This window comes from Bradyrhizobium lablabi (genome assembly GCF_018131005.1).
GTDB classification, from domain to species: Bacteria; Pseudomonadota; Alphaproteobacteria; order Rhizobiales; family Xanthobacteraceae; genus Bradyrhizobium; species Bradyrhizobium lablabi_D.
In genome coordinates, this window is record NZ_JAFCJK010000001.1 from 577,002 (window position 1) to 602,970 (window position 25,969).

A 25,969-nucleotide genomic window follows, 5' to 3' on the forward strand; every position below is an offset into this window, starting at 1 on the left:
GTTGTCACCGTCGCCCGCAGCGGCTTGCCGCTCACGAACTTAACACCTGCATCGGGGCGTCAGAACCACACGACTTCGCCGTCCGCCTTGGCACGTTCGCCTCGTGTGCCGCAGCGTCCACCGCATCTCGACCCAACACCCGTGACGATGGCGAAGCGCCCCTCAATCGGATGAGACGGGCGGATTAGACGGCTGATTTGGGTGAAACGCGAAGCGGAATGTTTTTCGCGTGAGGGCTTGCCTCGTCGGGCAAATCAGTGATTGCCGCGGCCGGCGCCACGAGGCTCAGGGGCGAGAATCCACACCTTGCGGAAGCGGCGGTCGAACGGCGAGGCAATGAGCGAGAGCAAGCCATGAACGAGAGCAAGCCAGGGCTTCATGCCGTCCTGGTCTTCTTGGCTTTCGCTTGCTTCCTCGCAGGCGCCTTCTTCGATTTGGCTTGATTGTAGTCGACGGCGGCGCGCATGAGATTTTTCAGAGCACGCTCGTCAATCTTGTCGCCCTCGTGAAAATCGATGGCGCGTCTCACATTGCCTTCGAGGCTGGAGTTGAACAGGCCCGACGGATCCTCCAACGAGGCGCCGTTGGCGAAGGTCATCTTCACAACGCTCTTGTAAGTCTCGCCGGTGCAAAGGATCCCGCCGTGCGACCAAACCGGAACGCCTCGCCACTTCCACTCTTCGACCACGTCGGGTACGGCCTGCCTGATGAGCATTCGGACCCGAGCGAGCGTCTGGCCCCGCCAGTCGCCCAGCTCCTCGATTCTCGCATCGATCAGCCGAGAGGGAGAGCCCCCGCCGCTTGGTTCCTTCGCGCCGCTCTTCTTCACGCTCATTGTCCCTTTTTTCGTGGCCGGTGCGTTCCGCTCAGATTCGTTCGCCCGGCAATTGGCTGGCTCGCCTTACCCATGCCGCGAGTTGGACTTCGGATTACCTCCGGCAAGAAGCGCCGGATTTGCCACACGCCGCCTGGAGGCGTGCATTCCGGCGACCTTCGCTGACGACCTGGGCGTCCTTTCGGCCATTGCGTCCACTCCCGTTCGCCGAATTGTCAGCCATTTCGCCATTTGGCGGCGTAGGGCAGTACAAACATGTACAGGCCAGTGAGCAGGAGCAAGACGAGCGGGAGCAGCGCCAGCAGGCCGACCCAGACGGCGGGCGTCACCTGCGTCATGGCAACGATATTGACGATGACGGCCACCGTGAATGCGATGGACAGCCAACGGTGGATTTGCCGTATCAACTGATTCCAGTTCAACAAGACCTCCTTTGACGACGAGCCAAGGCGCGGCGGACTAATCGACCCGCGTCAGCACCTGTTCCAGGTTTGCAAGGAATTGCTTCCAGCCGGCGTGGGCGCCGCCATAGGCCTGCTTCTGGCTCGGCTGGAAGCCCGATTGCTCCACGCGCAGGTGCGTGCCATCGCGCGTCGGCGTGAGCGTAAAGGTCACGACACTCCTCAGATCATAGGCCGCATCGTCATGCGAGAAATTCCAGGTGTAGGACAGCGTGCGGTCCTGCTCGACCGCAAGAACCTCACAGTCCAGCACGCCGCCCCATTCGCCGCGAAGGTTGAAGCTGTGACCGACGACCGGCTTGAAATCGCTCTTCATCAGCCACTCCTCCATCAGATGCGGTTGCGTGAGCGCGCGCCAGATCTTCTCCGGCGGATGGGGAAGCTCCCGTTCGACGATAACGGAGCGGGTCTCGGTCGCAGCTTTGGTCATTGGTCCATCCTCTTGAGGAGATCTTCGAGACGATCGAACCGGCTCTGCCAGAAGCCGGTCATCCGGCTGGTCCAGTCGATCAGCGGAGCCAGCGCGCTAAGCTGCGCGCTGTAGTGGGTCTGGCGGCCTTCATGACGATCGCGCACCAGTCCGGCCTGCTTCAGCACCGCGAGATGCTTGGAGACGGCCGGCTGCGAAATCCCGGCCCGCGCCGTCAGCGCCCCGACCGTCTTCTCTCCTTCGCGGCAGAGCCGCTCGAAGATGGCCCGCCGGGTCGGATCGGCAAGCGTTCTGAAGAGCATGTCGTGCGCACTGGGCATGGTCAATCAATAACTCGCTGGTTATCGATCCATGTATAACCGCCGAGATATATGTTGGTCAAGGGGAAAGACGGCCACCCTTTTGGCCGCGACGTTGTCGGCGCGGTCGGCGAGGAATGGCGCAGGGAACAAACGCAAGGATCGCCCGTGGCGTGTATCGGGCGCGAGCGCGATCAAATTACCTTCACCTGCACGGCGACCCCTCCCGACCGTCGGGGCATCTGCCTGATGCCATCGCCATGGTGCGCAAATAGGCGACCAGCGCATCCAGGTCGGCGTCTGAGAGGATATCTTTGCTGAAGCCGATCATCTTTTGACCGGGCCATGTGCGGACTGCCTGCGGATCTCGGATGATGGCGCGCAGTCCGGCCTCGGTCAGGTATTGTGTCGGATACATCGGGCGTCCGAAATCGGGTCCGGTATCGCTCGCGCCGCCGCCATTTAACCGATGGCACGGCAGGCATAGCGTGACGAAAACATCTTGTCCGTGTCGTGCTGGAGCGTCGACTGCTGTCGTCGCCGGCACCGCCAGTTGAGCCCAACGGCGAACCGGGCTCTCGACAAGGGTCAAACTGATCACCTGATAGGGCCATTGCTCACGGGTGATTGCTGACCGTTCCGGTTGATTCCAGATCAGGTAGAACGGACCAGCGGTCTCGGTCTTCTGCGGCAGTGGCGGCCACGGATGCGCGGGATCTTCGACGGCGATATACGCGACGGCGCCGCCGCTTGCGCCACGCGCGATCAGTGCAAAAGGAATCTGGCTGACGAAGCCGTCCCGTGCTTTGGCCTCGACGGTATCGAATTTCGGATCGACGTTGTTGCCCAGGAGAGCCAAAAGCGGCACGGCGCGATAGGCGACGGTGTGGCGATAGACGTCGTCCGTTGCGCTCAACGTCGCGACGTCGGGCCTGTTCAACAGTTGAGGGACCGTAAAATGCTGCTCGTTCGCACTGCTATTGATGACAAGCACGGGTTCTGCTGCTGATCGGGGCTGCGCGCGAGCCTGGCTCCATGCGCCGAGCAGCAGCAAAACGACGGTTGCAATGAGAACAGGCCTGAGCGCAGGCCAGCCGCGCCGCGAAGGACGCGGTCGCTTCGTGTTGCAGAAACAAGCCCGGTTTGACATCTACCATATCCCCAATCAACTCGAGTTGATGCTGGGGCCTGCCACAACAAGATCGCCGAATCCGCTGCGTTCAGGCTGCCCCACGCGCAGATCGCGCAAGCGTCGGCGTCAGCACGTCTGCAAGCCAGCCAAGGTCATCACCATGCGGAAACCACCCGGCGTGAGCGAGTTCCTCGTCGTGCGGCCCGCGTGGGAACTCGATGCCGGCTGGAAGCCCACTACGCAGCATAACCGCGCGGCATTTGGGGTAGTCGCGCACGCGCCATTCCGGCCGATGCGTTGGAAAGAATGCCAGGCATGGCACATCGAACGCATCAGCCAAGTGCACCATGGCGGTGTCTGTCGATATCACCAGCCGGGCATGACGAATTAACCCACATAAGTCTTCAAGCGCCCCGAAGGGCGCAGCGTGGAACACCTGGCCGACAAGTTCGTCAGGCACCTCTCCCTGAGTTACGACAGGCCCGACGGCAAGCGCCTCTCGTAAAATTCCAGCATGAATCGCCGCGGGCATGCTGCGTAGACGTATCGACGAATTTGGACAAACGAGGATGTAGCCAGGCGGATAGAGCGGAGGTGTTTGCGTTACGCGTGGTGCCAGCCACGTGTTGCGCTTGCAGCCTGGAGGGATCGAATTCGAGGCGATGCCAAGCCGCTGAAGGAAGAAATCTATCATCGAGGTTTGCTGGAAATCCTGATCGAAAGCGAAGTCGCGCATGTCGATGACGCGAGCGGCCGAGTAAGCGGGATCGAATCGTCGCTCCTTGCCTGCGAAATCCCACGGAAGCGTCTTCCGTTTGGCGAACTCGGCGACCGCATGGATCGCCTGAACCATGACCGGGAGATTGGGCAATCGGAACAGCGTTACCCCGCGCGGAATGACCCCGATCCGGATAGCTACCGAAAGCGCTTGCAATCCAATGATTCCATCGCCCAACGTTCGGCCAAAGCCGTTGAGAATGCAAACGGATGCATGCTGCTCGTGCCCGGCCTCGGGAGCAAATGCGGTGGGGTTCTCCGCCGGCCGCAAGCTCCATTCTGCTTCGTTCATCACGGTCGGAAGGACTCTTGGCACCGTCACCAGGTTGTCCGCAGAAGCGGTTCAACAAAGGAGCCTAGAATCCCTCCGCTGCACTTCGGTTTCGAAAGGCCAAGGAGTTGTTACGATTGAAATACAATCAGCACGGGCCAGACCATAGGGCTTCCTCGATCAAGGGCACGGCCGCGCCTCCGGCGCTTCGTATCGCTCGACGATTGCCTCTGTCGTCGTGGCTTTCCCATGAAGAATCTGACCTTGCGCATCCTCAATGTGCAAGGCGGGGATGCTCTATCAAGAGCCGGGACGAAACAGCTATGGCGTTTTCGCGCGAAACAGGTGCCGGTTCGCGTGAAGAAAGCGCGTCAAAACAAGTATCTGGAGCTTCGGCTCCGATTCAATCAGGCCGAAGCTCTAGGCAGCAAGCCGGAGCAACTGCCTTGTCTCCGCCACGGTAGCGGGACGGCGGCCGTAATCGCCGGCCATGTCGACGATGCGCTTGACCAGGGCCGCGTTGGATGGCGCGAGCGTATTGCGGTCGAGACGCACATTGTCTTCAAGGCCCGTGCGGCAGTGACCGCCAAGCTCGAGCGACCAGCGATTGAGCGTGATCTGGTCGCGGCCGATTCCCGCGCCTGTCCAGGTCGCCTCCGGTGCGAGGCGCTTGAGCGTGGTCACGTAGAACTCGAACACTTCGCGATCGACCGGCATGGCGTTCTTCACGCCCATCACAAACTGAACGTGCAGCGTGCCCGCTATCCTGCCGGCTCTTTGCATCTCGACGGCCTTGAAGATCATCGACAGGTCGAATGCCTCGATCTCGGGCTTCACCCCATGCTCGCGCATCTCGGATGCGAGCCATTCAACCAGATCGGGGCTGTTCTCGTAGACCCGCGTCGGGAAATTGCAGGAGCCCGTGGACAGCGAGCACATATCAGGCCTGAGGGAAATCATGCCACCACGCTCGCGCCCGGCGCCGGAGCGGCCACCCGTCGAAAGCTGGATGACCATCCCGGGGCAATGCTTCCGCACGCCCTCGACCAGCCTCGCAAAGCGCTCCGGATCGGATGTGGGGGAACCATCATCCTTGCGTACATGCGCGTGGACCAAGGTGGCGCCGGCCTCGAACGCCTCCTGCGTCGATTCGATCTGCTCGCTGACAGTGATAGGCACGGCCGGGTTGTCGGACTTCTGCGGGAGTGAACCGGTGATAGCGATCGTAATGATGCAGGGCGTGGTCATTCTCATCCCTCCATATGATTTTGGCTCGGATAATATCCGCCTGTCTCGCCCCTGTCATCGCGCATGCCCAACATGGCTTGCTCGACGGCTTGGTTCGGCGGACCATTCGGCTGGGAATCGCGCGTGAGCCGGCGCCGTGCGCAAGATTCGACGCGACGCCATCCAGCGCAAGGCTGTCCGACTTCCGGAACTTGCCTCGATGAGCCCGTCGAAAGAGGCTGTCGTTGCCAACGCCTCCAACTGTGGCCGATGGGTCGGCTGGCTCAGGCGTGATTGGATTGCGACCATGCGAGTTGCTATCGCTGGCATGGTTGGTTCCAAAAGCGGGGCGATCATGCCAGATCAGAATGCCAGCGGGAACACTGATCCGAAAGCGAGTCGCCCGGTGGTTGACAAGCTCGACGCCAGTGATTTGCCGGAAGCTGCACGAATTTTCCGTCTTGCCTTTGGTAGCTTCCTTGGGGCTCCCGACCCGGACATGTTCTGGGCCGATCGAGACATCGTCTACGGCCGACAATGCGCGGCTCACGTGGCCTCGTTCGGCGCGACGTTGGATGGAAAGTTAGCCGGCTCCAACTTTGCCACCAATTGGGGAAGTGTCGGCTTCTTCGGTCCGTTGACTGTGCGACCTGATCTCCAGGGGCGAGGTGTCGCCCGAGCGCTGCTCGGGAAAACCATCGAGCAGTTCGACACCTGGGACACGCGGCACGTCGGGCTATTCACATTCTCAGATAGCGCGAAACATATCGCCCTTTACCAAAAATACGGCTTTTACGCGCGCTTCCTTACAGCAATCATGTCGGCAAAAGCGATGCGGCAAACGGCGGCCGGATGGTTACGCTTCAGCGAGTTGAGCGAAGTGCAGCGAGCGGAAGCTCTCCTGGCGTGCGCGGACGTGGCTGAAACAATTTGTCCTGGTCTCGACCTGACCAGCGAGATAGACGCGACCCATACGCAAGGTTTGGGTGATATTGTTTTGGTTGAAGGTGCCCATGGCATCGCGGCGTTCGCGGTGTGTCACTACGGGCCACGCAGCGAAGCCGGAGCAGATACTTGCTACGTCAAATTCGGTGCAGTCCGCGCTGGGCGATCGGCTGAACACGACTACCTTCGGCTGCTCGACGCGTGCGAGGCGTTGGCGGTCGCTGCCGGCATGTCGAACCTGTTGGCTGGTGCGAATATGGCACGCGATGAAGCCTATCGGCATCTGGTCGCCCGCGGATTCCGCACCGAAATGCAGGGCGTGGCCATGCATCGGCAGAACGATCCCGGATATTGCCGCCCCGGCGCCTACATCATCGACGATTGGCGATAACGTCCGACAGGCATGATTTCCGGACAGCTCCTGGCCGTCTGAAACATCCCTATGGAGGACAAGACCGTGTAGATGTGCTGGAGGGCCTTGACCCAATCCGCGCGCGTCGCGGCGAGGCCGCCGCGCCAGGGAATGCCGATGTTGACATCGAACAGCACCTGGCGCGGCCATAACGGCATCGAGGATCTCGGCCCGATCCCGTCACAGCCAGTGCAGCATGAAGTCGCTGGCATTCAGCGCGCCATGATGCGTGCTCGCCTCATTCGCGGCGGCGGAATGGCTCTGCACGACGTTGTGGTCAGCTGCCATCATCGACATCGGCGGACCATTCGGCTGGGAATCGTGTGCGAGCCACGCTCCGACGCCGTGCGCAACATTCGACGCGAAGCCGCCTGTTGCAAGGCTGTCCGAGTTTCCGGAACTTGCGTCGATGAGCCCGTGGAAATTGAGGCTGTCGTTGCCAACGCCTCCAACCGTGACCGATGGGGCGGCCGGCTTATCGGCGACGGCCGTCGGTTCGGACGCGAAATGAAAATTGTGGTTGGAGGAATCGGGCGCGACGGCGGCGTCATGTCCGCTGGCGGTCACGCTGTTTGTCCCGGTGGTGCCGCCGTGACCGGTGGTGCCGTTGCCGGCCGCAGCGCTGTCTGACGGGTGCGATGGCGCCGTTGTTGTTGGCGCGGATTCGGGTGTGGATGCGGCAGCGGATGCGGTGGATGTCGTTGTGGGTGGGTCGCCGAAATACTTCGACCACGCCGCAGCCTCAAGCGGCTTGTCGGAACCGGTGAACTGATACTTTCCGCCGGAGTTCGAATCCCAGACGTTCACGAAGCTGACGTTGACGCCCGACTCATGCAGCGTGTCCGACAGCCACTTCACGAATGTCGAATTGTCGGTGAGGCCTGCGCCGTCGTGGGTATTGCCTGCACCGGTCTCGGCAATTGCGAACGGCTTGCCGGCCGATTTGGCGAGATCGATCAGCTGCTGAAGCGAGGTCGCATGACCCTCACTGCCATCGAGCGACCATTGGTTGGAAGCCGGGTGGGTGTAGTAGTGCTGGAGGTTGACCGGATCCGACGCCCATTGCTGAATGCTGGAATCGTAGACCGGATGGGACGAGTTGAGGACCTGTCCGCTCTTGTCCCAGTCATACAGGTGCGTCGGCGACCCGTAAGGGAAGACATCGCCATAAACGTCGGCGGCAACGATATCGACATACTGGTTGCCGGGATATGCTGTCTGGATGACATTGCCGGCGTGGCTGTAATTCACCACGCTCGGATTCCACGCCACCTGAATGTTCACGCCATCAGCCTGACCCGCGGCATGCAGGACCGTGTAGATGTGCTGGAAGGCCTTGACCCAATCCGCGCGTGTCGCGGCGTCTTCCCCGGCATAAGACGGCATGGTGTCGATATTCATCTCCCAGCCTGGCCGCCAGATCTGCGTCGTGAAGCCATTGTCGGCCCAGGCCTTGACCATGCCGGTCAGAACGGAATCGTATTTCCCGGCAGCGAACTCCTTGTAGAACTGATCGGGAGTTCCCGAGCCCGCCGCCGTCGAACTCATCGGCAACCCGATCACCGGCGTAACATCCTTCAGCACGGGCGACTGCGCCATCGAGGCCGCATTCCAGCTCGATTGACCCACCCATTGCGAAATGGGCTGGCGCTGATCGCCATATTGGTCGAGGAATTCCGGCTTGGTCTTCATCAGGGTTGAGAAGGCGTTGAAGTTTGTTTCGAAACTCGCCTCCTCGTTCGGATCAAAATAGTTCGGGTTCCCGACGAAGACGCCGAGTGGAAACGGCGTAGCGCCGGTCGTGCTCTGAGCCATGTCTTGCTGCTCTTGCTGTCAAGTTTCGTGTGAGTCGTGTCTACGCAGCAAATGCGAATTTGTGATGTCGTGTCTCGACACGTCGCCGCCGCCAGTCCGCCACGTATCTGGCAGCGCGCATTGATCGTGCGAGCGATACCGAGCTGTGGAAAACTTCAGATCAAGCTGGACCGCGCATGACCGAGGCAGTCGGCCAATCGTTACGGCGCGAGATAGCGCAGCAGCTCCGGGTCGCGGCGCACCTCGCCGGCGGCGCCCTGCAACGCGACGCGACCGCGGTCGAGGACATAGGCGTAGTCGGCGACGCGGAGCGCGAGGTCGAGATGCTGCTCGACGATGACGACTGCGATCTCCTCGGCGAGTGCGATCAGCCGCTCCGTGATTTCCTCGATCACGCCGACCCAGACGCCTTCGGTCGGCTCGTCGAGCAGCAATAGCCTGGGATTGCCGAGCATGGCGCGGCCGATCGCCAGCATCTTGCGCTCGCCGCCCGAGAGGGTGCCGGCCGGCTGGTCGAGGCGCTCGCCAAGTTTCGGGAAGATCGTCAGCACGCGCTCGACCGCTGCCGGATCGGGATTGGACAGCGAGCCGACGGCGAGATTGTCGCGCACCGACAGGCGCGCGAACACCGAATGCTCTTGCGGCACATAGCCGATGCCGGAGCGTACGCGCTCCTCGGTGCGGCGGCGGGTGATGTCGCGGCCATCGAAGAACAATTCGCCGCCGGAGCTTGCGAGCTCGCCGACGATGGTCTTCATCAGCGTGGTTTTGCCGGCGCCGTTGCGGCCGAGCACGGCGACGCCGCCGCGCCAGGGAATGCCGATGTTGACATCGAACAGCACCTGGCTGCGGCCATAACCGGCATCGAGATGCCTGATATCGAGGAATGTCTGGTCAGGCACGGCGCAGATAGATCTCCTGGACGCTTCTGTTGGCCTGGATCTCCGCGATCGTGCCTGACGCCAGCACCCTGCCCTGGTCGAGCACGGTGAGGCGGTCGCAGATGTCGCGGATGAAATCCAGGTCGTGTTCGACGATGACGAGCGAGCAGTGCTGCTTGATCGGCTGCAGCAGCTCGCCGGTGACACGACGCTCCTCGAGGCTCATGCCGCCTGTCGGCTCGTCCAAAAGCAGGAGCCGCGGCTTGCCGACGAGCGCCATCGCGATCTCGAGCCACTGCTGCTGGCCGTGCGAGAGCGTTGCCGCCGCGTCATGCGCGCGATGGGCGAGGCGGAACTGGGTCAGCATCGTCATCACCTGGTCGTGCAGAGCACCGCGCGTGCGCGAGAACAGCAGGTCGAACAGCGACGACTGCGCCTGCAGCGCCAGCAGGATATTGTCGTACAGCGTCAACGTCGGCAGCACGGATGTGATCTGGAACTTCAGGCTCATGCCGGCGCGGGCGCGCTCGGTCGGCGTGAACGCGGTGATGTCGGTGTTGACGAAGCTGACCTTGCCCGTGGTCGGCATCTCGGCGCCGGCGACGCATTTCATCAGCGTGCTCTTGCCCGAGCCGTTGGGGCCGATCAGGCCGTGAAACTCGTTCTCGCCGACCGTAAGGCCCGCGCCGTCGAGCGCGGTCAGCTTGCCGAACACCTTGCTGATGCCTGACGCCTCAAGGAGCGGCATTGCGCTTCTCCTTCCTGGCGCCAAAGCTGCCGATGCGTTCGCGCTCGCCGAGCACGAATGAGATCAGGCCGAGCGGACGGAACATGATCACCAGGAGCAGCAGCACGCCGAGGATGATCGGCCAGATGTCGCGGTAATTGTCAGACAGCCAGAAGCTGACGCCTTCAATGATGACGGTGCCGATGACTGCGCCGATCAGTGTGCCCGCGCCCCCGAACAGCACGTAGAGCACGACCTGGGTCGAGAACACCACCCCAAGCATGTTGGGCCAGACGAAGCCTTCGTGGAAGGCATAGAGGCTGCCGGCGAGCCCGGCGATGGTGCCGCCGACCGCGAACACGATCGCCTTCAGATGCTGCACCTTGTAGCCGAAGAAGGCGATGCGCTGCTCGTTCTCGCGCAGGCCCGCAAGCGCAAGCCCGAATTGCGACCGCACCAGGAAGCGGCAGAGCAGATAGACGACGGTGAGAATGCCGAGCGCCATGTAGTAATAGACCGGCCCTTCGGTGATGTCGTAGCTGCCGAGCGTCAGAGGTGGAATCGACGGGATGCCGTTCTGCCCGCCGAGATAGTACCAGCCGCGCGCCAGCCGATCCGCCGCGTAGGACCCTGTCAGGGTGCCGAGCGAGACGAAGATCACGCTCGCAGGATGCCGTCCGAGCAGCAGGAAGCCGCCCAGCAAAAGAGCGGCGGTGAGCCCGGTGAGCGTTCCCGCAGGCAGGATCAGGAAGATCGAGGTGACGTTGAGGTCGCGTGCGAGCAGGGCCACGCCGTAGCCGGCCGAGCCGAAGAACAACGCCTGGCCGAAGCTCATGATGCCGGCATAGCCCCACACCAGGTCGAACGACAGCGCGAACAACGCGAGGATGACCACACGGGTCGCGAACACCGTGAGGTAATCCTGCAGGACCAGCGGCAGGACCAGCGCGACAAGCAGCACCAGCCCTTCCACGATCGGCAGGACTTTTCGTCCTGCCGCGGTCTGTCCCACCGGCAGACCGACTGACACTGCACCCTCGTCCATTACGACATCCGGTCCCTCGCCGACATCAGCGACGGCCTGTTTTGCTGCACTCATCGACCGCTCAACATTCCTTGGGATCGACCAGTCCGCTGCTGCGCGCCACCACCTCGTAAGTCCCGTTCTTGGCCACGGCAGTATACATCTTCATCTTGCAGTGGCGCGTGCCCGGCACCATCTCGGCCGGCCCGCCCGGCCCTTCGGTGATCTTGGCGTGGTCCAGCGCGGCCGCCACTGAGTCACGGTCGACCTTGCCGGCCTCCTTGACCGCGGCTTCCCACAGCTTGAGGCCGCGATAGGTTCCCGTCGCGGCACTCCCCGCCGCGAACAGAATGTTGCCCGGGAAATCCTTGTCATAGGCGGCCTGGATCTTGGCGCTGACCGGATCGTCCTTGGTCAACACCTTGAAATAATCGAGGCAGCTCGCCAGGCCCTCGATCTCGTTGGCCTGGTTGATGTTGAGCGTGTTCTCGTCATAGTAGACGCAGGCAAGGCGTCCGCCGTTCTTGAGGAAGCCGGCTTCGTAGAGCTGCTTGAAGAACGGGCCTACGCCGGGCGGGATCACGGTGTTGAAGACAACGTCGACCTTGTTGGAGATGACGCGGTTGACGGTCGCAGAGAAGTCGACCTGATCGAGCGGGTAGTATTCCTCGAACACGACTTCGCCGCCATTCGACTCGATCACCTTGCGGGCATAGACGTTGAGCGTGTGCGGCCAGACATAATTGGCGCTCGGCAGCGCGAACTTCTTGCCGCCGTTCTTGATCAGCCATGGGATGAACTCGTCGCATTGCTGCGCCGGCGTCGGCCCGGTGCAGAACAGATAGGGCGTGCACTCCTTGCCCTCATAGAGCTGCGGATAGATGTAGAGCGTCTTGCCGCGCGCCACGATCGGGTCCTTGATCGCGTTGCGCATCGACGAGGTGATGCCGCCGAGCACCATGTCGACCTTGTCACGCTGGATCAGCTTGCGGACGTTGCCCACGGCAACCGACTCGTTCGACGCCGTGTCCTCGATGTAGAGTTCGAGCGGCCGCCCCAGGAGGCCGCCCGCTGCGTTGATCTCCTTGATCACCATCTTGGCGACGTTGGCGTCGGCGTTACCGGCATAGGCGATCGGGCCGGTGAGGTCGGTCGCAATGCCGACCTTGATGGGGCCGTCGGCGGCATTGGCCCAATCGGGCCTGATCACCCAGCTTCCGACGCCGGTCGCGATCGCGCCGGTGGCGAAAGCGAAATTGCTCATGAAACGACGGCGTGTGAGATTGATGCGACCTGTGGACATCTGGCTAAACCCCTTTTCCCGATATGAGGCCCTGCGGGCGGAATTTGATGAAGGCAATGGCGAGAACGAAGACGAGTACGTCGGCGACCACGGGCGACATGATCCAGGGCAGTGCGGCGCTGAGCGTGCCGATCACGCCGGCGCCGGCGACCGGGCCGATGAAGGAACCGACCCCGCCGACCATCACGGCGACAAAGCCCTGAATCAGGAAGCGGATGCCGAGATCGGCGAACAGGCTGAACACCGGCACGATCAGGGCGCCCGCGAGTCCGGCGAGCGCCGCGCCGAACGCAAACGTAGCGCCGTAGATCAGCGGCGTCGAGATTCCCGACGCCCGCGCCAGCGCCGGATTCTCCAGCGTGGCGCGCACGCGCAGGCCGAAACTGGTGCGCGACAGCAGCAGGTAGCATGCGCCCATGACCAGCAGCGTGATCACGATGATGGTGAACCGCCAGGCAGAAATGTGCACGGAGCCGATATCGATCGATCCGCCGATCGGCTCCGGCACCGTCAGGTAGAAGCCGCCGATCAGGCCGCGCACGCTCTCGCGGATGATCAGGCCCAGCGCATAGGTGCCGAGCATCGCGACGATCGGCGCGGCGTAGAAGCGGCGGATGATCAGCGCCTCCAGCACGAAGCCGAGCCCGCCGACGATGAAGGGTGCGGCGACCATGCCGGCCCAGATAGGCGCGCCGTGGCTGAACGCCAGATAGGCGACGTAGGCCCCGAGCAGGACGAATTCGCCCTGCGCGAAGTTGAAGATGCCCATCATGCTGGCGATGATCCCGAGCCCCAGCACGACCAGCACGATGATCGCGCCGAAGCTCAGGATCTCGAACGCCGCGACGAAGCTGCTAGCCATGCGATGCGATCCATCCGGCCTGCGACAAGGGACGCCTCACATCTTCTTCCAGTCGCCGATCTGCTCGAAGGCATTCGCGGCGCGATAGATGGTCGATTCCTCGAACATCCGACCAACCAGCATCAATCCGACGGGAAGGCCGTCGACCATGCCGCAAGGCAGCGACATCGCCGGGTGATGGGTGATGTCGAACGGCGCGGTGTTTGCGATCATCTCCAGCGCGCGGGCGACGTAGTCCTCGCGGCTGGCATTGGCCGGCGGCAGCGGCGTCGCCTTCATCGGCGTAGTCGGCATCAGCAGCAGGTCGTAGTCCTTGAAAGCCTTGTCATAGGCTGCGGTCAGCCGCCGGGAGATGTTGAGCGCCTTGCCATAGAAGCGCGGCCCGAAATTGTTATTGATGTAGGTGCCGAGCAGCATGAACAGTTTCGTGGTCTCCGACAGCGAGTCCGCCTGCCGGCGCCAGCCGCGATGGAAGTCCATCAGCGATGTCGAATACAGGTCCGGACGGCTGAGACCGTAGCCGTCGCCGAACATCATGGTTTGGGTCATGCCCTCGACGCCGATGGGCGTCCAGATCGCGGGCCCGGTGAGATGCATCGGGATCGACACGGGCTCGACCGAGGCACCAAGATCCTTGAAGCGCTTCGCCGCCTCGTGAACACTCTTGTTCACGGCGGCTTCCGCGGTCGGCTGCTCGAAGCCTTCCTTGAGGACGCCGATCTTCATGCCCTTGACGCCGGCGCCGAGCGCCTTGGTGTATTCCTCGACCTTCGGTGCCTTGATGCGCGGATCGTAGCCGTCGTCGCCGGCGAGCACCTCGAGCAGCAGCGCGTTGTCGGCGACGGTGGCGGTAATCGGACCGGTGTGGTCGACGAAGATCTCGATCGGCATGATGCCGGTGTAGGGCACGAGGCCCCAGGTCGGCTTCATGCCGTAGGTGCCGCAGAACGAGGACGGCATGCGGATCGAGCCACCCTGGTCGCCGCCGATCGCCATATCGACCTCGCCAAGCGCCACGACGACGCCGGAGCCCGAAGACGAGCCGCCGGCCGAATAGCCCATCTTGTGCGGATTGTGCACCGGCCCGACCGCGCCGGTATGGCTGCCGCCGGATATGCAGAAGGACTCGCAATGCACCTTGCCGAGGATCTCGGCGCCGGCATCGAGCATGCGCGTAACGATGGTGGCGTCGAAATCGGGCACATAGCCTTCCAGCGTCGACGAACCGTTCATCATAGGCACGCCGGCCAGCATGATGTTGTCCTTCAGCGCGACAGTCTTGCCCTTGAGCTTGCCGGAGGCAGCGCCCTTCACCGTCGACTTGCGATACCAGGCGTTGCGCGGATTCTCGTCGGGCGACGGCCGGTAGCCGGGCGTGCGCGGATATTTCACCTCCGGCACCTCATCGGGCATCGCCGCCACGAGGTTGTAGGCATCGATCGAGCCCTGCAGCAGGCCACGGAACGATGCGACGTCCTCCTCGGTCAGCGAAAGACCACACTGCTCGGCGACGGCACGAAGTTGCGTTGGGGTGGGAAGGGTGACTGACACGAGGCTCTCCTGCAGTTTTTAGGGTCCTTGGACGCGGCGCTGCGGTCCGTTCTGCGGCGCGGAGCCGGCAGCGCGACGAATGTATTCAAAACGGAAATATTTTCCCTTTCAAGCATTATTTCGGAAGTGCGGGTCTCAGGATTGTCGCGGCTTCTCAGACCGTCCTGATCACCCTGAAGTCGAGACCATCGGCCTCCGCGAGATACATCGGCATCCTGGCGTGACCGTTGCGAATGGTAACAGGTCCGCGGGCGCCGCCATAGACGACGTTGCGCGCGGCGGACAGCAAGGGCCCCATCGACAGCGAGCCGGCCTTGTTGGCCGCGGCTTCGAGCAGGCACAGCCCCTCGTAGCTGGATTGACCGAGCGAGCCGATCGGCGGCGCGTTCGGCCCGAACATTGCGCGATAGCGAATCTGGAAGTCGTCGTTCGCGCGCGAGGCGACATTGGGGAAATAACCGGAAGCGCAGAACAGGTTCTCGGAGTTGTCGGCGCCGATGCCGAGCAGCACGGTCTCGTCCATCGCCCCGCCCAACCGCAGCGTGGTGGCGGCGAGGCCGCATTCGCCGAACGCGCGATTGAAGGTGATGCTGTCGGTGCCAATCAGCGAGATCAGCACGACATCGGGCTTGGCGGCCCGAATACGCGCCAGATGCGGCTCGTGATTGTCCTCGCCGAGGGGGACGAATTCCTCGCCGACCACCTGTCCGCCCGTCTCGGCGATGTATCTTTTCACCGCGCGATGCGACTGCCATGGCCACACATAGTCGCTGCCGATCAGGTACCAGCGCGAAGCCTCCTTGACCTCGGCCAGCCAGTGAATCGACGGCCGGCTTTGCCAGCGCGGCGTCTCGCCGATCGCGATGATGCCCGGCGTCTGCTCGCCGCCCTCATAGACCGGCGTATAGATATAGGGGATGTGGTTGCGGGTGATGATGTCGCGCAGGGCGACGCGGACCGCACTGGTGTGGAGGCCAACGATAAGGTCGACCTCGGCTTCAGCGATGGCCTGTTCGGCGCGATCGACCACCTCGTCGAGCGGACCGCCAGCGTCGTAGATCGACAGTTCGATCTCGCGACCAAGAATACCGCCGCGCTTGTTGATCTCGGCGACCGCAAGCTGCGCGCTGGACGTGGCGCACGGGCCCCAAACCCCCGGCGAGCCCGTGCAGCAGATGAAGCCGCCGATCCGAAGCTTGCTGCTCGCGCCGCGACGCTCGAAGAAGGCGCGATCGTCCGGCGACCACGCACAATTGGCCGCCGGCGACGACAAATTCCTCAACAGCAGGGGTGGTGGAAACACAGGCCCGCCGCGAGCCGGGAAGTTTACCGTCGAGCGCACGCCAACTCCTGTCTGGGACCAGACTTACAAAGCATATTCTGCGGGCGACCCCCGGCACGCGCCCTTTTGTTGGGCAATGATCCTATTTTGAAAATATTGAATATTCAACAATTGAAGTGCATATAGAAACAGCAGCGATTGCCAGACATTCACTCACTCGGATCAAAACGAAGTCTCAGCCGTGGTCAAACCGCCGAAAGAAAACTTCCCCATCACCGAACACCTCACCTACCTGCTCGCGCAAGCCAACCGGGAGATCAACCGGCAGTTGGAGACGCGGCTGAGCAAGGAAGGGGTGCCGGTGGAGCAGTGGCGCATCCTCAAGGTCCTGTCCGACGGCAACGGCCACTCGATGGGCGAACTCGCCGATGCCGTGCTGCTCAACCATCCGACGCTGACCAAGATGATCGACCGCATGGTGTCGGACGCCCTCGTCTACCGCCTTCAGGATCCCAAGGACCGCCGCAAAGTCCTGATGTTCGTATCCGATCGCGGCAAGGCGCTGTGCAGGCGCCTGAACTCGCTGGCCGTAAGCCAGGAAGAGCACATCGTCGAGAGCTATGGCGACAAGTCGACCAACGAACTGAAGCGCCTGCTGGGAAGCCTGATCGGCAGCGCGACCTGAGGTCGCGCTATCCCGCCCGTTACGAAGCCGCCTCGTCCTGTGGCAGCAGCGCCCGGTGCGGAGCCGGCGTGACCGCGGATCCTGCGACGGGGTTGGCGAGCCTGCTTCCCGCGATCATCACGGCGCACACGACGTAGCAGCAGACGCCGAGCGCGAACGTGTTCGCGATGCCGAACTGGATCGACAGCGCCATGCCGAGCACCGAGGCGAGCATCGACGTGATGCCGTTGGTGCTCCAGAAGAATGGCAGCAGGCCATCATGCCGGCGCCAGATACTCAGGCCCAGCGGGAACATCATGCCCATGCAGAAGGCCGGCGGCGCGAGCAGCAGCACCGAGACCACAATGCGCATGTCGGTCGATGCGGTGCGCGCCCAACCGGTGATTGATGGCGTGAGCCAGCCCGCGGCGACAAGCGTAGCGACCAGCGCCACGACTCGGACGATCACGGCGACGGGCCGCGGCGTCTCCGCGCCGACGGTGGTGCTGCCGAGACCGCTGAACAGCAGGATCGTGAACAGCACGACGCTCAAGCCGTAGACGGGGTGTCCGAGGAACACCATCAACCGCTGCATCTGCGAAATCTCGATCAGCATGAAGCCCATGCCGATCGCGGCGAAATAGGCCACGGGCGGCGCGAGCGCCGCCGCCGGCATGCGCCGCGTTAGGCGTGCAAAGGGAAGCGCGATGTACCAGACGCACACGCCGAGCCCAAGCAGGACGAGCCATTTGGTGACGCCGATCGCCGCGTTGTTCCGCACCTCGAACGAGGCGTCGCTGAACAGATCGGCCAATCGCGCGGTGTAGAAGAAGAACGGATTGTCGTCGGTCGATGCGGCGATATTCGCGGGCAGCGAATCAAGGAACGCCTGGTCGGCCTTGCCCGACATCAAGGTCGAGGTGATGGCGTCGAAGGCGGTGTCCGGGCCGAGCAGGAGGGTAAACCCCTGCGCCGTGATCCGGTCGCGCGCCGCCTGCCATTGCGCCGCCGCGAACGCGTCCGGGCGGGTCATGACAGTGACGATGTTGCCCACATTCACCGCGATCACGTGCTGCGACAGTTCGGCCGCCGGCACGCCGCGGCGCTGCAGAGCGTCGGCTGCGATGGCGACCAGACGATAGAACTCGCCGCGATGGACTTTCGGATCATACCAGCGTGACACCGACAGCATTCCGCCCGGCTTCAGCGCGCGGAAAAAATCATTCCATGCCTCAACCGTGTAAAGACGGTTCTCGGTGAGCGTCAGGCCGCCGGCCGCGGTCGCCGCCCAGGTGTCGATCAGCGAAATCTGGATCAGATCGTAGCGGTCGGCAGAATGGTTGATGTAGCTGCGCGCCTCGGCGTTGACCAGCGAGACGCCCGCCTGGCGATCGAGATGGCCCGAGAAATCGGCGAACTTGCCGGTCAACACTTCGAAGATCGCGGGATTGATCTCGATGCCGCGGATCCGCTTCGCGCCGAAATAGAGGCCGGAGAGGATGTCGCGTCCGCCCCCGACGCCGACCACGGCGACGTCGGCCGGCTGTTGCTGCACCAGATAGGCGGCGTTGATCACGTCGTCCTTGAGGTAGGCGTGCTCGGCGACATCGCCGGAGAAGCGGGTGATCGGCGTCGCAGCGTCCGCATCGATGTCGAGATAATACTGATCGACCTTGACGTCGGGCGCGCGCACATAGCCCCAGCCGAACGGGGTCGTGTGTCCGATATCCTTGACGCGGATGCGCGAATAGGTGTTCCAGCGCTCGAACAGCGTTCCGCTCTGCGCACTGCCCTTCGCCCAGACCACGCCGAGATGGCCGCCGCCGGTCGCGGCGAGGCCGGTGTGGATGGCGGCGAGCACGGCGAGCGTAAGCGCGGTGACCCGGCTCAGCCGCAGGTTTCGTCCGTCACCCTCGTCGCGGATGACGAACCAGCCGGCTGCGGCGGCAAAGGCGCCGATCCACAGCGTGGCGCTGACCGGATCGATCACCAGCAGGATGAAGATGACGCCGAGACATCCGACCGCAGCGCCGACGAGATCGGCGGCGTAGAGCCAACCGCCGGCGTAGGGAAGACGTGTCAGCAGCAACGTGATGCAGACGCCGCCCTCGGTAAACGGGATGACGAAGGCGATCGCCGCGATCGCCAACGCCAACATGGCGTCCTCGTTCGGCACCACGAGCGGCACGCACAGGAAGGCGGCCATCGCCACGACGCTCGAGATCGCAAATCCCGCGGCGTGGCGCGCGAACTCCGATCCCACTTGCGCGGGCGCGTAGCGGTCCGGGTCGCCATAGACCTTCATCGCGCCGCGCGTGAGCCCGAACATCGCGAGCGAAATCGCCGCGAAGGCAAAGTGGTAGTACATCATCACGCTGAAGAAGCGAGTGATGAGGATCTGGTAGGACAGCGTGGCCGACGCGAGCACGAAGATCGCCGGATAATAGCGGCCGTGCGTTTTCGCGGTGATCTCTTGCAAGACGCGCCCCCATCGAGCCTTGAAAAGCGAGGCTTTTGGATGCGCCTTGACGGCCCGCACAATGCGCGGGTCTAGATTGGGTCACAACTCCTAATAATTGGTTGCCGGCGATCGGTCGCCGGTCCCGGCGGCCGTGATAACGATCCGAGGATTATCGCGCGGTTAGCGGCAAACCGACGATGGCGAACACTTTCGCCCGAAACGCAATATGTCGGCGATGAACCTGACGGGCGCTTCGCTCGAAAACGCCACGGAAAATTATCGATGACTCCAAGGCATGGTCGGCTCTGATGAAACCAGAACCGACAATGCTCTACGCATACCTGCCGTGGCAGTGCTTGTACTTCTTGCCGCTGCCGCAGGGGCAATCCTCGTTCCGGCCGACCTTGCCCCAGCTTGCCGGGTTGTTCGGATCGCGGCCGGCGGCGGGACTCTTCGGCACCAGCGAGGCTTGAGCAAAGCTCCCTTGAGCCTGCGCGAAGGCCATTTCATCCTCGCCGGTATTCGGATCGAGCTTGTGCACTTCCATCGCCGGCAGTACCGGCTGCTGCTCTTCCGGCGGGATGATCTCGACCCGCATCAACTGCGCGGTGACTGCTTCGCGCAGATGCGCACCCATCGTCTCGAACAGGTTGAAGGCTTCCAGCTTGTATTCCTGCAACGGGTCGCGCTGACCGTAGCCGCGCAGGCCGATCACCTGGCGCAGGTGATCGAGCATGATCAGATGCTCACGCCAGAGATGATCGAGCGTCTGCAGGAGAATCGTCTTCTCGACGTAACGCATCACGTCCGGGCCCCATTGCGCGACCTTGGCGGCCATGTGCTCATCGACATGCTTCTCGATGCGCGACAAGAGTTCCTCTTCGGCAATCCCCTCTTCCTTGGCCCATTCGTCGACCGGCAGATCGACGTCGAGCACGCGCTTCAACTCCTCCTTCAGGCCGGCGACGTCCCACTGCTCGGCATAAGCATGCTCGGGCACATGCTTGGCCACCACGTCCTCGACGAAGGCATGGCGCATGTCGGCGACGGTTTCGGCGACGCTTTCGTCCTTCATCAGGTCGACGCGCTGGTCGAAAATCGCCTTGCGCTGGTCGTTCTGGACATTGTCGAACTTGAGGAGATTCTTGCGGATGTCGAAGTTGCGCGCCTCGACCTTCTGCTGCGCCTTCTCCAGCGCCTTGTTGATCCAGGGATGGATGATCGCCTCGCCTTCCTGCAGGCCGAGCCGCTGCAGCATGCTGTCGAGGCGGTCGGAGCCGAAGATGCGCATCAGATCGTCTTCCAGCGACAGGAAGAATTTCGAGCGGCCCGGGTCGCCCTGACGGCCGGATCGGCCGCGCAGCTGGTTGTCGATGCGGCGGGATTCGTGGCGTTCCGAGCCGATGATGTAGAGGCCGCCGGGCTTCTTCACGGTCTTGGCCAGCTTGTTGCCCTTGGCGGGCTCAACCTCGAAATCCTCTTCCGCCTTGAGCACGATCTCGCGGAAGCGCTCGATATCGGCCTTGATCTGCTCGATCTTCTTCGCCTTCTCGGCCTCGTCGGTGATTCCGGCGGTCTCCTGCTGGAGTCGCATATCGAGCGAACCGCCGAGCTTGATGTCGGTGCCGCGGCCGGCCATGTTGGTCGCGATCGTGATCGCGCCAGGGACGCCTGCTTCCGCAACAATGTAGGCTTCCTGCTCGTGGAAGCGCGCGTTCAGCACCGCGAACAGTTTCGCCGGCTTGCCCGCGCGCGCCGCGGCGTAAAGCTTATCCAGCGCGCCCGGGTTGCCGAAATCGATCTGCTTGTAGCCGTGCTTCCTCAGATATTCGGCCAGCACTTCCGACTTCTCGATCGACGCGGTGCCGACCAGCACCGGCTGCAGGCGCTTGTTGGCGCGTTCGATCTCGGCCAGGATTGCGGCGTATTTCTCGCCTTGCGTGCGGTAGACTTCATCGTCCTCGTCGAGGCGGGCGACCGGCAGATTGGTCGGGATTTCCAGGACCTCGAGCTTGTAGATGTCGAACAATTCGTCGGCTTCGGTCGCCGCCGTGCCGGTCATGCCCGCCAGCTTCTCATACATCCGGAAATAATTCTGGAAGGTGATCGAGGCGAGCGTCTGGTTTTCCGGCTGGACCGGCTGCTGCTCCTTGGCCTCCAGCGCCTGATGCAGACCTTCGGAATAGCGGCGGCCGGGCATCATGCGTCCCGTGAACTCGTCGATGATCACGACCTCGCCGTCGCGGACGATGTAGTCCTTGTCACGCGTGAACAGCGTGTGCGCGCGCAGCGCCTGGTTGATGTGGTGCACGACGGAGACGTTCTCGACGTCGTAGAGCGAATCGCCCTTGAGCTGGCCGGCGTCGCGCAGCAGGGTTTCGATCTTCTCCATGCCGCCTTCGGTCAGCGTCACCGTGCGCTGCTTCTCGTCGACCTCGTAATCGGACTTGTCCAGCTGGGGGAAGAAGGTGTCGATGGTGTTGTAGAACTCGGAGCGGTCGTCGAGCGGACCGGAAATGATCAGCGGCGTGCGCGCCTCGTCGATCAGGATCGAATCGACTTCGTCGACGATCGCGTAATAATGACCGCGCTGGACCATGTCCTCCAGGCGGTACTTCATGTTGTCGCGCAGATAGTCGAAGCCGTATTCGTTGTTGGTGCCGTAGGTGATGTCGCAGCCATAGGCCGCCTTGCGCTCGGCGTCGTCGAGACCATGCACGATCACGCCGGTTGTCAGCCCGAGGAACGAATAGATCTGGCCCATCCAGCCGGAGTCGCGGCGGGCGAGGTAATCATTGACCGTGACGACGTGGACGCCCTTGCCGGCGAGCGCGTTGAGGTAGACCGCGAGCGTTGCCACCAGCGTCTTGCCTTCGCCGGTCTTCATCTCGGCGATGTCGCCCTCGTGCAGCACCATGCCGCCGATCAACTGGACGTCGAAATGGCGCTGGCCGAGGGTGCGCTTGGCGGCCTCGCGGACGGTCGCAAACGCCGGAACAAGGATGTCTTCGAGCGTCTTGCCGTCGGCAAGCTGCTGCTTGAATTCGGCGGTGCGGGCCTTGAGCGCCTCGTCGGACAGTTTGACAAGCTCCGGCTCCAGCGCATTGATGGCGTTGACGCGGGACTGGTATCCCTTGACCCGACGGTCGTTGGCGGAGCCGAAAAACTTGCGGGCGAGCGCGCCGATCATGCGTAATTCCTGTTCTTCGGTCTTGGGTTAAAGCCTGGAATGGTCCACCGGATCGCCTATCAACTCACCGTGACGCGCCACGTTTCAAACCCCGACCCTGAGGGCTTGTCCGCCAATTGAGTGGGAAACAGGCTATCCAAGGTTCAACGGCCAAAAACGCAGCAAAATAAGCGCTATCGCCATTGACACGATGGGCCAGAAATATGGCTCGGTCGGGGGGTTGTCAACGTCGGCAAGATGTCAAGGAATTCATCATTTTGACAGACTTTTCGCGTTGCCAAGGCCACGCGATTGGGCGAGTGTCCGCCCCGCTCGCGAGCTTTCCCCCTTTGTGACAAGGATATTGCATGACCACCTCGCTCCCGGAAACAAAAACCGGCCTGCGCCTCGGCCTGGCCACCCTGGCCGTGACGGGCTGCCTTGCCGCACTCCTGGCCGCCGGCCTTCCGGTCCGGGCCGAGGACTCCAACCCGGTGATGGCCAAGGTGAATGGTTCCGAGATCCGTGCGAGCGACGTCGCGCTCGCTGAGGAGGAACTCGGCCAGAGCCTCGCGCAGATGGACCCGGCAACGCGCAAGGAAAACGTGCTGGCCTTCCTGATCGACATGAAGATCGTGTCCAAGGCCGCCGAGGACAAGAAGATCGAGAATAGCGACGAATTCAAGAAGCGCCTCGCCTTCACCCGCAATCGCCTGCTGATGGACAGCCTGCTCGCCAGCGAGGGCAAGGCCGCGACCACCGACGAGGCCATGAAGAAGGTCTATGAGGAGGCCGCCAAGCAGATCACCGGCGAACAGGAAGTGCGCGCCCGCCATATCCTGGTCGAGACCGAGGACGAAGCCAAGGCAATCAAGGCCGAACTCGACAAGGGCGCCGACTTCGCCGAGCTCGCCAAGAAGAAGTCCAAGGATCCCGGCGCGGCCGATGGCGGCGACCTCGGCTTCTTCACCAAGGAGCAGATGGTGCCGGAATTCTCCGCGGTCGCCTTCACGCTCGAGCCGGGCAAGATCTCCGATCCCGTGAAGTCACAGTTCGGCTGGCACATCATCAAGGTCGAGGAAAAGCACAATCGCAAGGCGCCCGACTTCGATCAGGTGAAAAGCCAGATCGAGACCTATGTGACCCGCAAGGCGCAGGCCGACTATGTCGCCAAGCTGCGCGAGGCCGCCAAGGTCGAGCGCATGGACAAGCCGGAAGAGACGGCGAAGTCCGACACCGCCAAGCCGGCGGACGCGGCAAAGGATGCGCCGAAGCCGTCCGACAACAAGATGGCGCCGGCGAAGAAGTAGCTTGTGTCATCCCAGCGGAGCCGGAACCTATGCGCCGCGGCAGTTGGTTTGCCGCGGCGGCGAGAGTTACCGTGAACAATCGATGACAGTGGTTGGGTAGCGGCTTTCGCAGGACGGTGCAGCCCCTCTCCCGCTTCGACGAGCGAGATGATAAGGAGCGCTTCCTCGCAACGCCGGAAGCCTCCCATGTCCACCGCTGTCTCCCCCCTCGCCCCGTCAGACGTTCCCGCCATGCCCGTGATCGCGGGCGTAAGACTTGCCACGGCCGCGGCCGGCATCCGTTACAAGGGGCGCACCGACGTGCTGCTCGCGGTGATGGACGAGGGGGCGACGGTTGCCGGCGTTTTCACCAGGTCGAAATGCCCCTCTGCACCGGTGGAATGGTGCCGCGCCAGGCTGAAAGGCGGCAAGGCCCGCGCGCTGGTCGTGAACTCCGGCAACGCCAACGCCTTCACCGGCAAGACCGGCAAGCAGTCCACCGCGCTGACTGCGCAGATCGCGGCGAAGGCGGTCGGCTGCGCGGCATCAGATGTGTTCCTGGCTTCAACCGGCGTGATCGGCGAGCCGCTCGACGCCAGCAAGTTCGACGGCGTGCTGGCGGCGCTCGCCGAGACCGCAACGCCTGATCACTGGATGGATGCGGCGAAGGCGATCATGACCACGGACACATTCCCCAAGGTCGCGACCGCGACCGCGAAGCTCGGCAAGGCCACGGTGACGATCAGCGGCATGGCCAAGGGCGCCGGCATGATCATGCCCGACATGGCCACCATGCTCTCGTTCATCTTCACCGACGCGCCGCTGTCGGCAGCCGCACTGCAGTCCCTGCTCAAGACCGGTGTGGAGGACACCTTCAATGCCGTGACGATCGACGGCGACACCTCGACCTCGGACACGCTGCTCGCCTTCGCGACGGGAGCCGCGGCCGCGCATGGCGCGCCGAGGATCAGCCGCGCGAGCGACCCGCGCCTGAAGGCTTTCGCGAAGGCGTTCCAGGGTGTTCTCGCCGACCTTTCGGAGCAAGTGGCGCGCGACGGCGAAGGCGCGCGCAAGCTCGTCGAAGTCATCGTCGAGGGCGCGACCACCAAGACGTCCGCGCGCAAAATCGCGATGTCGATCGCCAATTCACCGCTGGTAAAGACCGCGATCGCCGGCGAGGACGCCAATTGGGGCCGCGTGGTGATGGCTGTCGGCAAGGCCGGCGAGCCTGCCAATCGCGACAAGCTCTCGATCTCCTTCAACGGCATCCGCGTTGCCAAGAGCGGCGCGCGCGATCCTTCCTACAACGAAAACGAGGTATCGGAGGCGATGAAGGCGCCGAAGATCCAGATCAAGGTTGCGCTTGGCCTCGGCAAGGGCCGCGACCGCGTGCTGACCTGCGACCTCACCAAGGAATATGTCGCGATCAACGGCGATTATCGGTCTTAACCGTTGCAGACGTTCCGTTCCGTCATCCTGAGGAGCGCGTAGCGCGTCTCGAAGGATGCAAGGCCCGGCTGCCTCCGCGCGGAAAGAGCCGGGCCGTCGCCCTTCGAGACGGCCGCTTTGCGGCCTCCTCAGGGTGACGGTGAGAGCGCTCCGATGCGGACATCAGTGACGAGCTTCCCGGCAACAAACCGTTTGGTCCTGCACCAACTGCTGGCTTATGAAGGCTGACCATCACATCGAGGCATTCAGGCCGCATGGCTGATGACATCAAGCTGATCCTCGTCGCCGCTTGCGCGCTCGTCGATGCCGACAAGCGCGTACTGCTCGCGCAGCGTCCCGAGGGCAAGGCGCTCGCGGGCCTGTGGGAATTCCCGGGCGGCAAGATCGAGCCCGGCGAGCGGCCGGAACAGACTTTGATCCGCGAGCTGCACGAGGAGATCGGCATCACGGTGAGCGAGCCGTGCCTCGCGCCGCTGACTTTCGCGAGCCACGCCTACGAGACCTTCCACCTGTTGATGCCGCTCTACATCTGCCGACGCTGGGACGGCATGGTGGTGGCGCGCGAAGGCCAGAAGCTTGCCTGGGTTCGCGCGAACAAATTGCGCGACTATCCGATGCCGCCCGCGGATATCCCGCTGCTGCCGCATCTGATCGATCTGTTGCTGTAGGCATAGCGCCAAGCATTCCCCTCGTCATGGCCAGG

General features: G+C 63.0%; 23 protein-coding genes. 5 read left to right on the plus strand and 18 right to left on the minus strand.

The genetic code is table 11. The annotated features are described in order from the left end of the window. Window positions 1–376 precede the first annotated feature (376 nt). From JQ553_RS02685 to JQ553_RS02715, 7 genes are all read right to left on the minus strand, one after another. Entirely contained in the window at window positions 377–835 is a 459-nt protein-coding gene (locus tag JQ553_RS02685) for a DUF1801 domain-containing protein (protein ID WP_212498329.1), read from the minus strand. 215 nt (window positions 836–1,050) lie between these two features. Beyond that, window positions 1,051–1,257, minus strand: a complete 207-nt coding sequence (locus tag JQ553_RS02690; protein WP_212498330.1) for a hypothetical protein — start codon at window positions 1,255–1,257, stop codon at window positions 1,051–1,053. A 37-nt stretch (window positions 1,258–1,294) separates the two neighbouring features. Beyond that, window positions 1,295–1,726: an SRPBCC domain-containing protein gene (locus tag JQ553_RS02695; protein ID WP_212498331.1), complete on the minus strand. Its 432-nt coding sequence runs from the start codon at window positions 1,724–1,726 to the stop codon at window positions 1,295–1,297. Next, complete coding sequence (locus JQ553_RS02700; RefSeq protein ID WP_212498779.1) at window positions 1,723–2,046, minus strand: helix-turn-helix transcriptional regulator; 324 nt, start codon at window positions 2,044–2,046, stop codon at window positions 1,723–1,725. The genes JQ553_RS02695 and JQ553_RS02700 overlap by 4 nt, the downstream gene beginning before the upstream one ends. Before the next feature lie 184 nt (window positions 2,047–2,230). Further along, window positions 2,231–3,079 (minus strand): cytochrome c, encoded by an 849-nt coding sequence (locus tag JQ553_RS02705; RefSeq protein ID WP_212498332.1) that lies wholly within the window; start codon window positions 3,077–3,079, stop codon window positions 2,231–2,233. Window positions 3,080–3,245: 166 nt separating this feature from the next. Continuing rightward, window positions 3,246–4,226, minus strand: a complete 981-nt coding sequence (locus JQ553_RS02710) for a glycosyltransferase family 9 protein (protein WP_212498333.1) — start codon at window positions 4,224–4,226, stop codon at window positions 3,246–3,248. A gap of 399 nt (window positions 4,227–4,625) precedes the next feature. Further along, entirely contained in the window at window positions 4,626–5,453 is an 828-nt protein-coding gene (locus JQ553_RS02715; protein WP_212498334.1) for a 3-keto-5-aminohexanoate cleavage protein, read from the minus strand. A 136-nt stretch (window positions 5,454–5,589) separates the two neighbouring features. Here JQ553_RS02715 and JQ553_RS02720 point away from each other — a divergent pair, with 136 nt between their 5' ends. Then, complete coding sequence (locus JQ553_RS02720; protein ID WP_212498335.1) at window positions 5,590–6,768, plus strand: GNAT family N-acetyltransferase; 1,179 nt, start codon at window positions 5,590–5,592, stop codon at window positions 6,766–6,768. Here JQ553_RS02720 and JQ553_RS02725 read toward each other — a convergent pair. The 9 genes from JQ553_RS02725 to JQ553_RS02765 all read right to left on the minus strand — a co-directional run bounded on the left by JQ553_RS02725 (window position 6,744) and on the right by JQ553_RS02765 (window position 16,294). Continuing rightward, window positions 6,744–6,947, minus strand: a complete 204-nt coding sequence (locus JQ553_RS02725; protein ID WP_212498336.1) for a hypothetical protein — start codon at window positions 6,945–6,947, stop codon at window positions 6,744–6,746. The genes JQ553_RS02720 and JQ553_RS02725 overlap by 25 nt on opposite strands. Before the next feature lie 22 nt (window positions 6,948–6,969). Next, complete coding sequence (locus JQ553_RS02730; RefSeq protein WP_212498337.1) at window positions 6,970–8,604, minus strand: hypothetical protein; 1,635 nt, start codon at window positions 8,602–8,604, stop codon at window positions 6,970–6,972. 200 nt (window positions 8,605–8,804) lie between these two features. Further along, the gene (locus tag JQ553_RS02735) at window positions 8,805–9,506 is read right to left on the minus strand and encodes an ABC transporter ATP-binding protein (RefSeq protein WP_212498338.1); all 702 of its coding nucleotides are present in this window, start codon (window positions 9,504–9,506) and stop codon (window positions 8,805–8,807) included. Beyond that, window positions 9,499–10,233, minus strand: coding sequence for an ABC transporter ATP-binding protein (locus JQ553_RS02740; RefSeq protein WP_212498339.1), 735 nt, complete (start codon window positions 10,231–10,233; stop codon window positions 9,499–9,501). The genes JQ553_RS02735 and JQ553_RS02740 overlap by 8 nt, the downstream gene beginning before the upstream one ends. Further along, window positions 10,220–11,311: a branched-chain amino acid ABC transporter permease gene (locus tag JQ553_RS02745; protein ID WP_212498340.1), complete on the minus strand. Its 1,092-nt coding sequence runs from the start codon at window positions 11,309–11,311 to the stop codon at window positions 10,220–10,222. Before JQ553_RS02745 ends, JQ553_RS02740 begins: the two co-directional genes overlap by 14 nt. A 7-nt stretch (window positions 11,312–11,318) precedes the next feature. Further along, window positions 11,319–12,539, minus strand: a complete 1,221-nt coding sequence (locus JQ553_RS02750; protein WP_212498341.1) for a substrate-binding protein — start codon at window positions 12,537–12,539, stop codon at window positions 11,319–11,321. A gap of 4 nt (window positions 12,540–12,543) precedes the next feature. Then, complete coding sequence (locus tag JQ553_RS02755) at window positions 12,544–13,401, minus strand: branched-chain amino acid ABC transporter permease (RefSeq protein ID WP_212498342.1); 858 nt, start codon at window positions 13,399–13,401, stop codon at window positions 12,544–12,546. A 36-nt stretch (window positions 13,402–13,437) separates the two neighbouring features. Continuing rightward, entirely contained in the window at window positions 13,438–14,952 is a 1,515-nt protein-coding gene (locus JQ553_RS02760; protein ID WP_212498343.1) for an amidase, read from the minus strand. A gap of 154 nt (window positions 14,953–15,106) precedes the next feature. Continuing rightward, window positions 15,107–16,294 (minus strand): substrate-binding domain-containing protein, encoded by a 1,188-nt coding sequence (locus JQ553_RS02765; RefSeq protein WP_212498344.1) that lies wholly within the window; start codon window positions 16,292–16,294, stop codon window positions 15,107–15,109. Between the two features lie 181 nt (window positions 16,295–16,475). Here JQ553_RS02765 and JQ553_RS02770 point away from each other — a divergent pair, with 181 nt between their 5' ends. Then, window positions 16,476–16,919 (plus strand): MarR family winged helix-turn-helix transcriptional regulator, encoded by a 444-nt coding sequence (locus JQ553_RS02770; RefSeq protein WP_212498345.1) that lies wholly within the window; start codon window positions 16,476–16,478, stop codon window positions 16,917–16,919. Window positions 16,920–16,938: 19 nt separating this feature from the next. Here JQ553_RS02770 and JQ553_RS02775 read toward each other — a convergent pair whose 3' ends face one another. Continuing rightward, a complete protein-coding gene (locus JQ553_RS02775) occupies window positions 16,939–19,377 on the minus strand; it encodes a hypothetical protein (protein ID WP_249143894.1) in 2,439 nt (812 codons plus the stop codon). A 313-nt stretch (window positions 19,378–19,690) separates the two neighbouring features. Further along, the gene (secA, locus tag JQ553_RS02780) at window positions 19,691–22,549 is read right to left on the minus strand and encodes a preprotein translocase subunit SecA (protein ID WP_212498346.1); all 2,859 of its coding nucleotides are present in this window, start codon (window positions 22,547–22,549) and stop codon (window positions 19,691–19,693) included. A gap of 347 nt (window positions 22,550–22,896) precedes the next feature. On the opposite strand from secA, the gene JQ553_RS02785 reads away from it, so the two are divergent. From JQ553_RS02785 to JQ553_RS02795, 3 genes are all read left to right on the plus strand, one after another. Then, window positions 22,897–23,838, plus strand: a complete 942-nt coding sequence (locus JQ553_RS02785; RefSeq protein WP_212498347.1) for a peptidylprolyl isomerase — start codon at window positions 22,897–22,899, stop codon at window positions 23,836–23,838. A 186-nt stretch (window positions 23,839–24,024) separates the two neighbouring features. Further along, window positions 24,025–25,266 (plus strand): bifunctional glutamate N-acetyltransferase/amino-acid acetyltransferase ArgJ, encoded by a 1,242-nt coding sequence (gene argJ / locus JQ553_RS02790; RefSeq protein WP_212498348.1) that lies wholly within the window; start codon window positions 24,025–24,027, stop codon window positions 25,264–25,266. A gap of 254 nt (window positions 25,267–25,520) precedes the next feature. Further along, window positions 25,521–25,934 (plus strand): (deoxy)nucleoside triphosphate pyrophosphohydrolase, encoded by a 414-nt coding sequence (locus JQ553_RS02795; protein WP_212498349.1) that lies wholly within the window; start codon window positions 25,521–25,523, stop codon window positions 25,932–25,934. Window positions 25,935–25,969 lie beyond the last annotated feature (35 nt).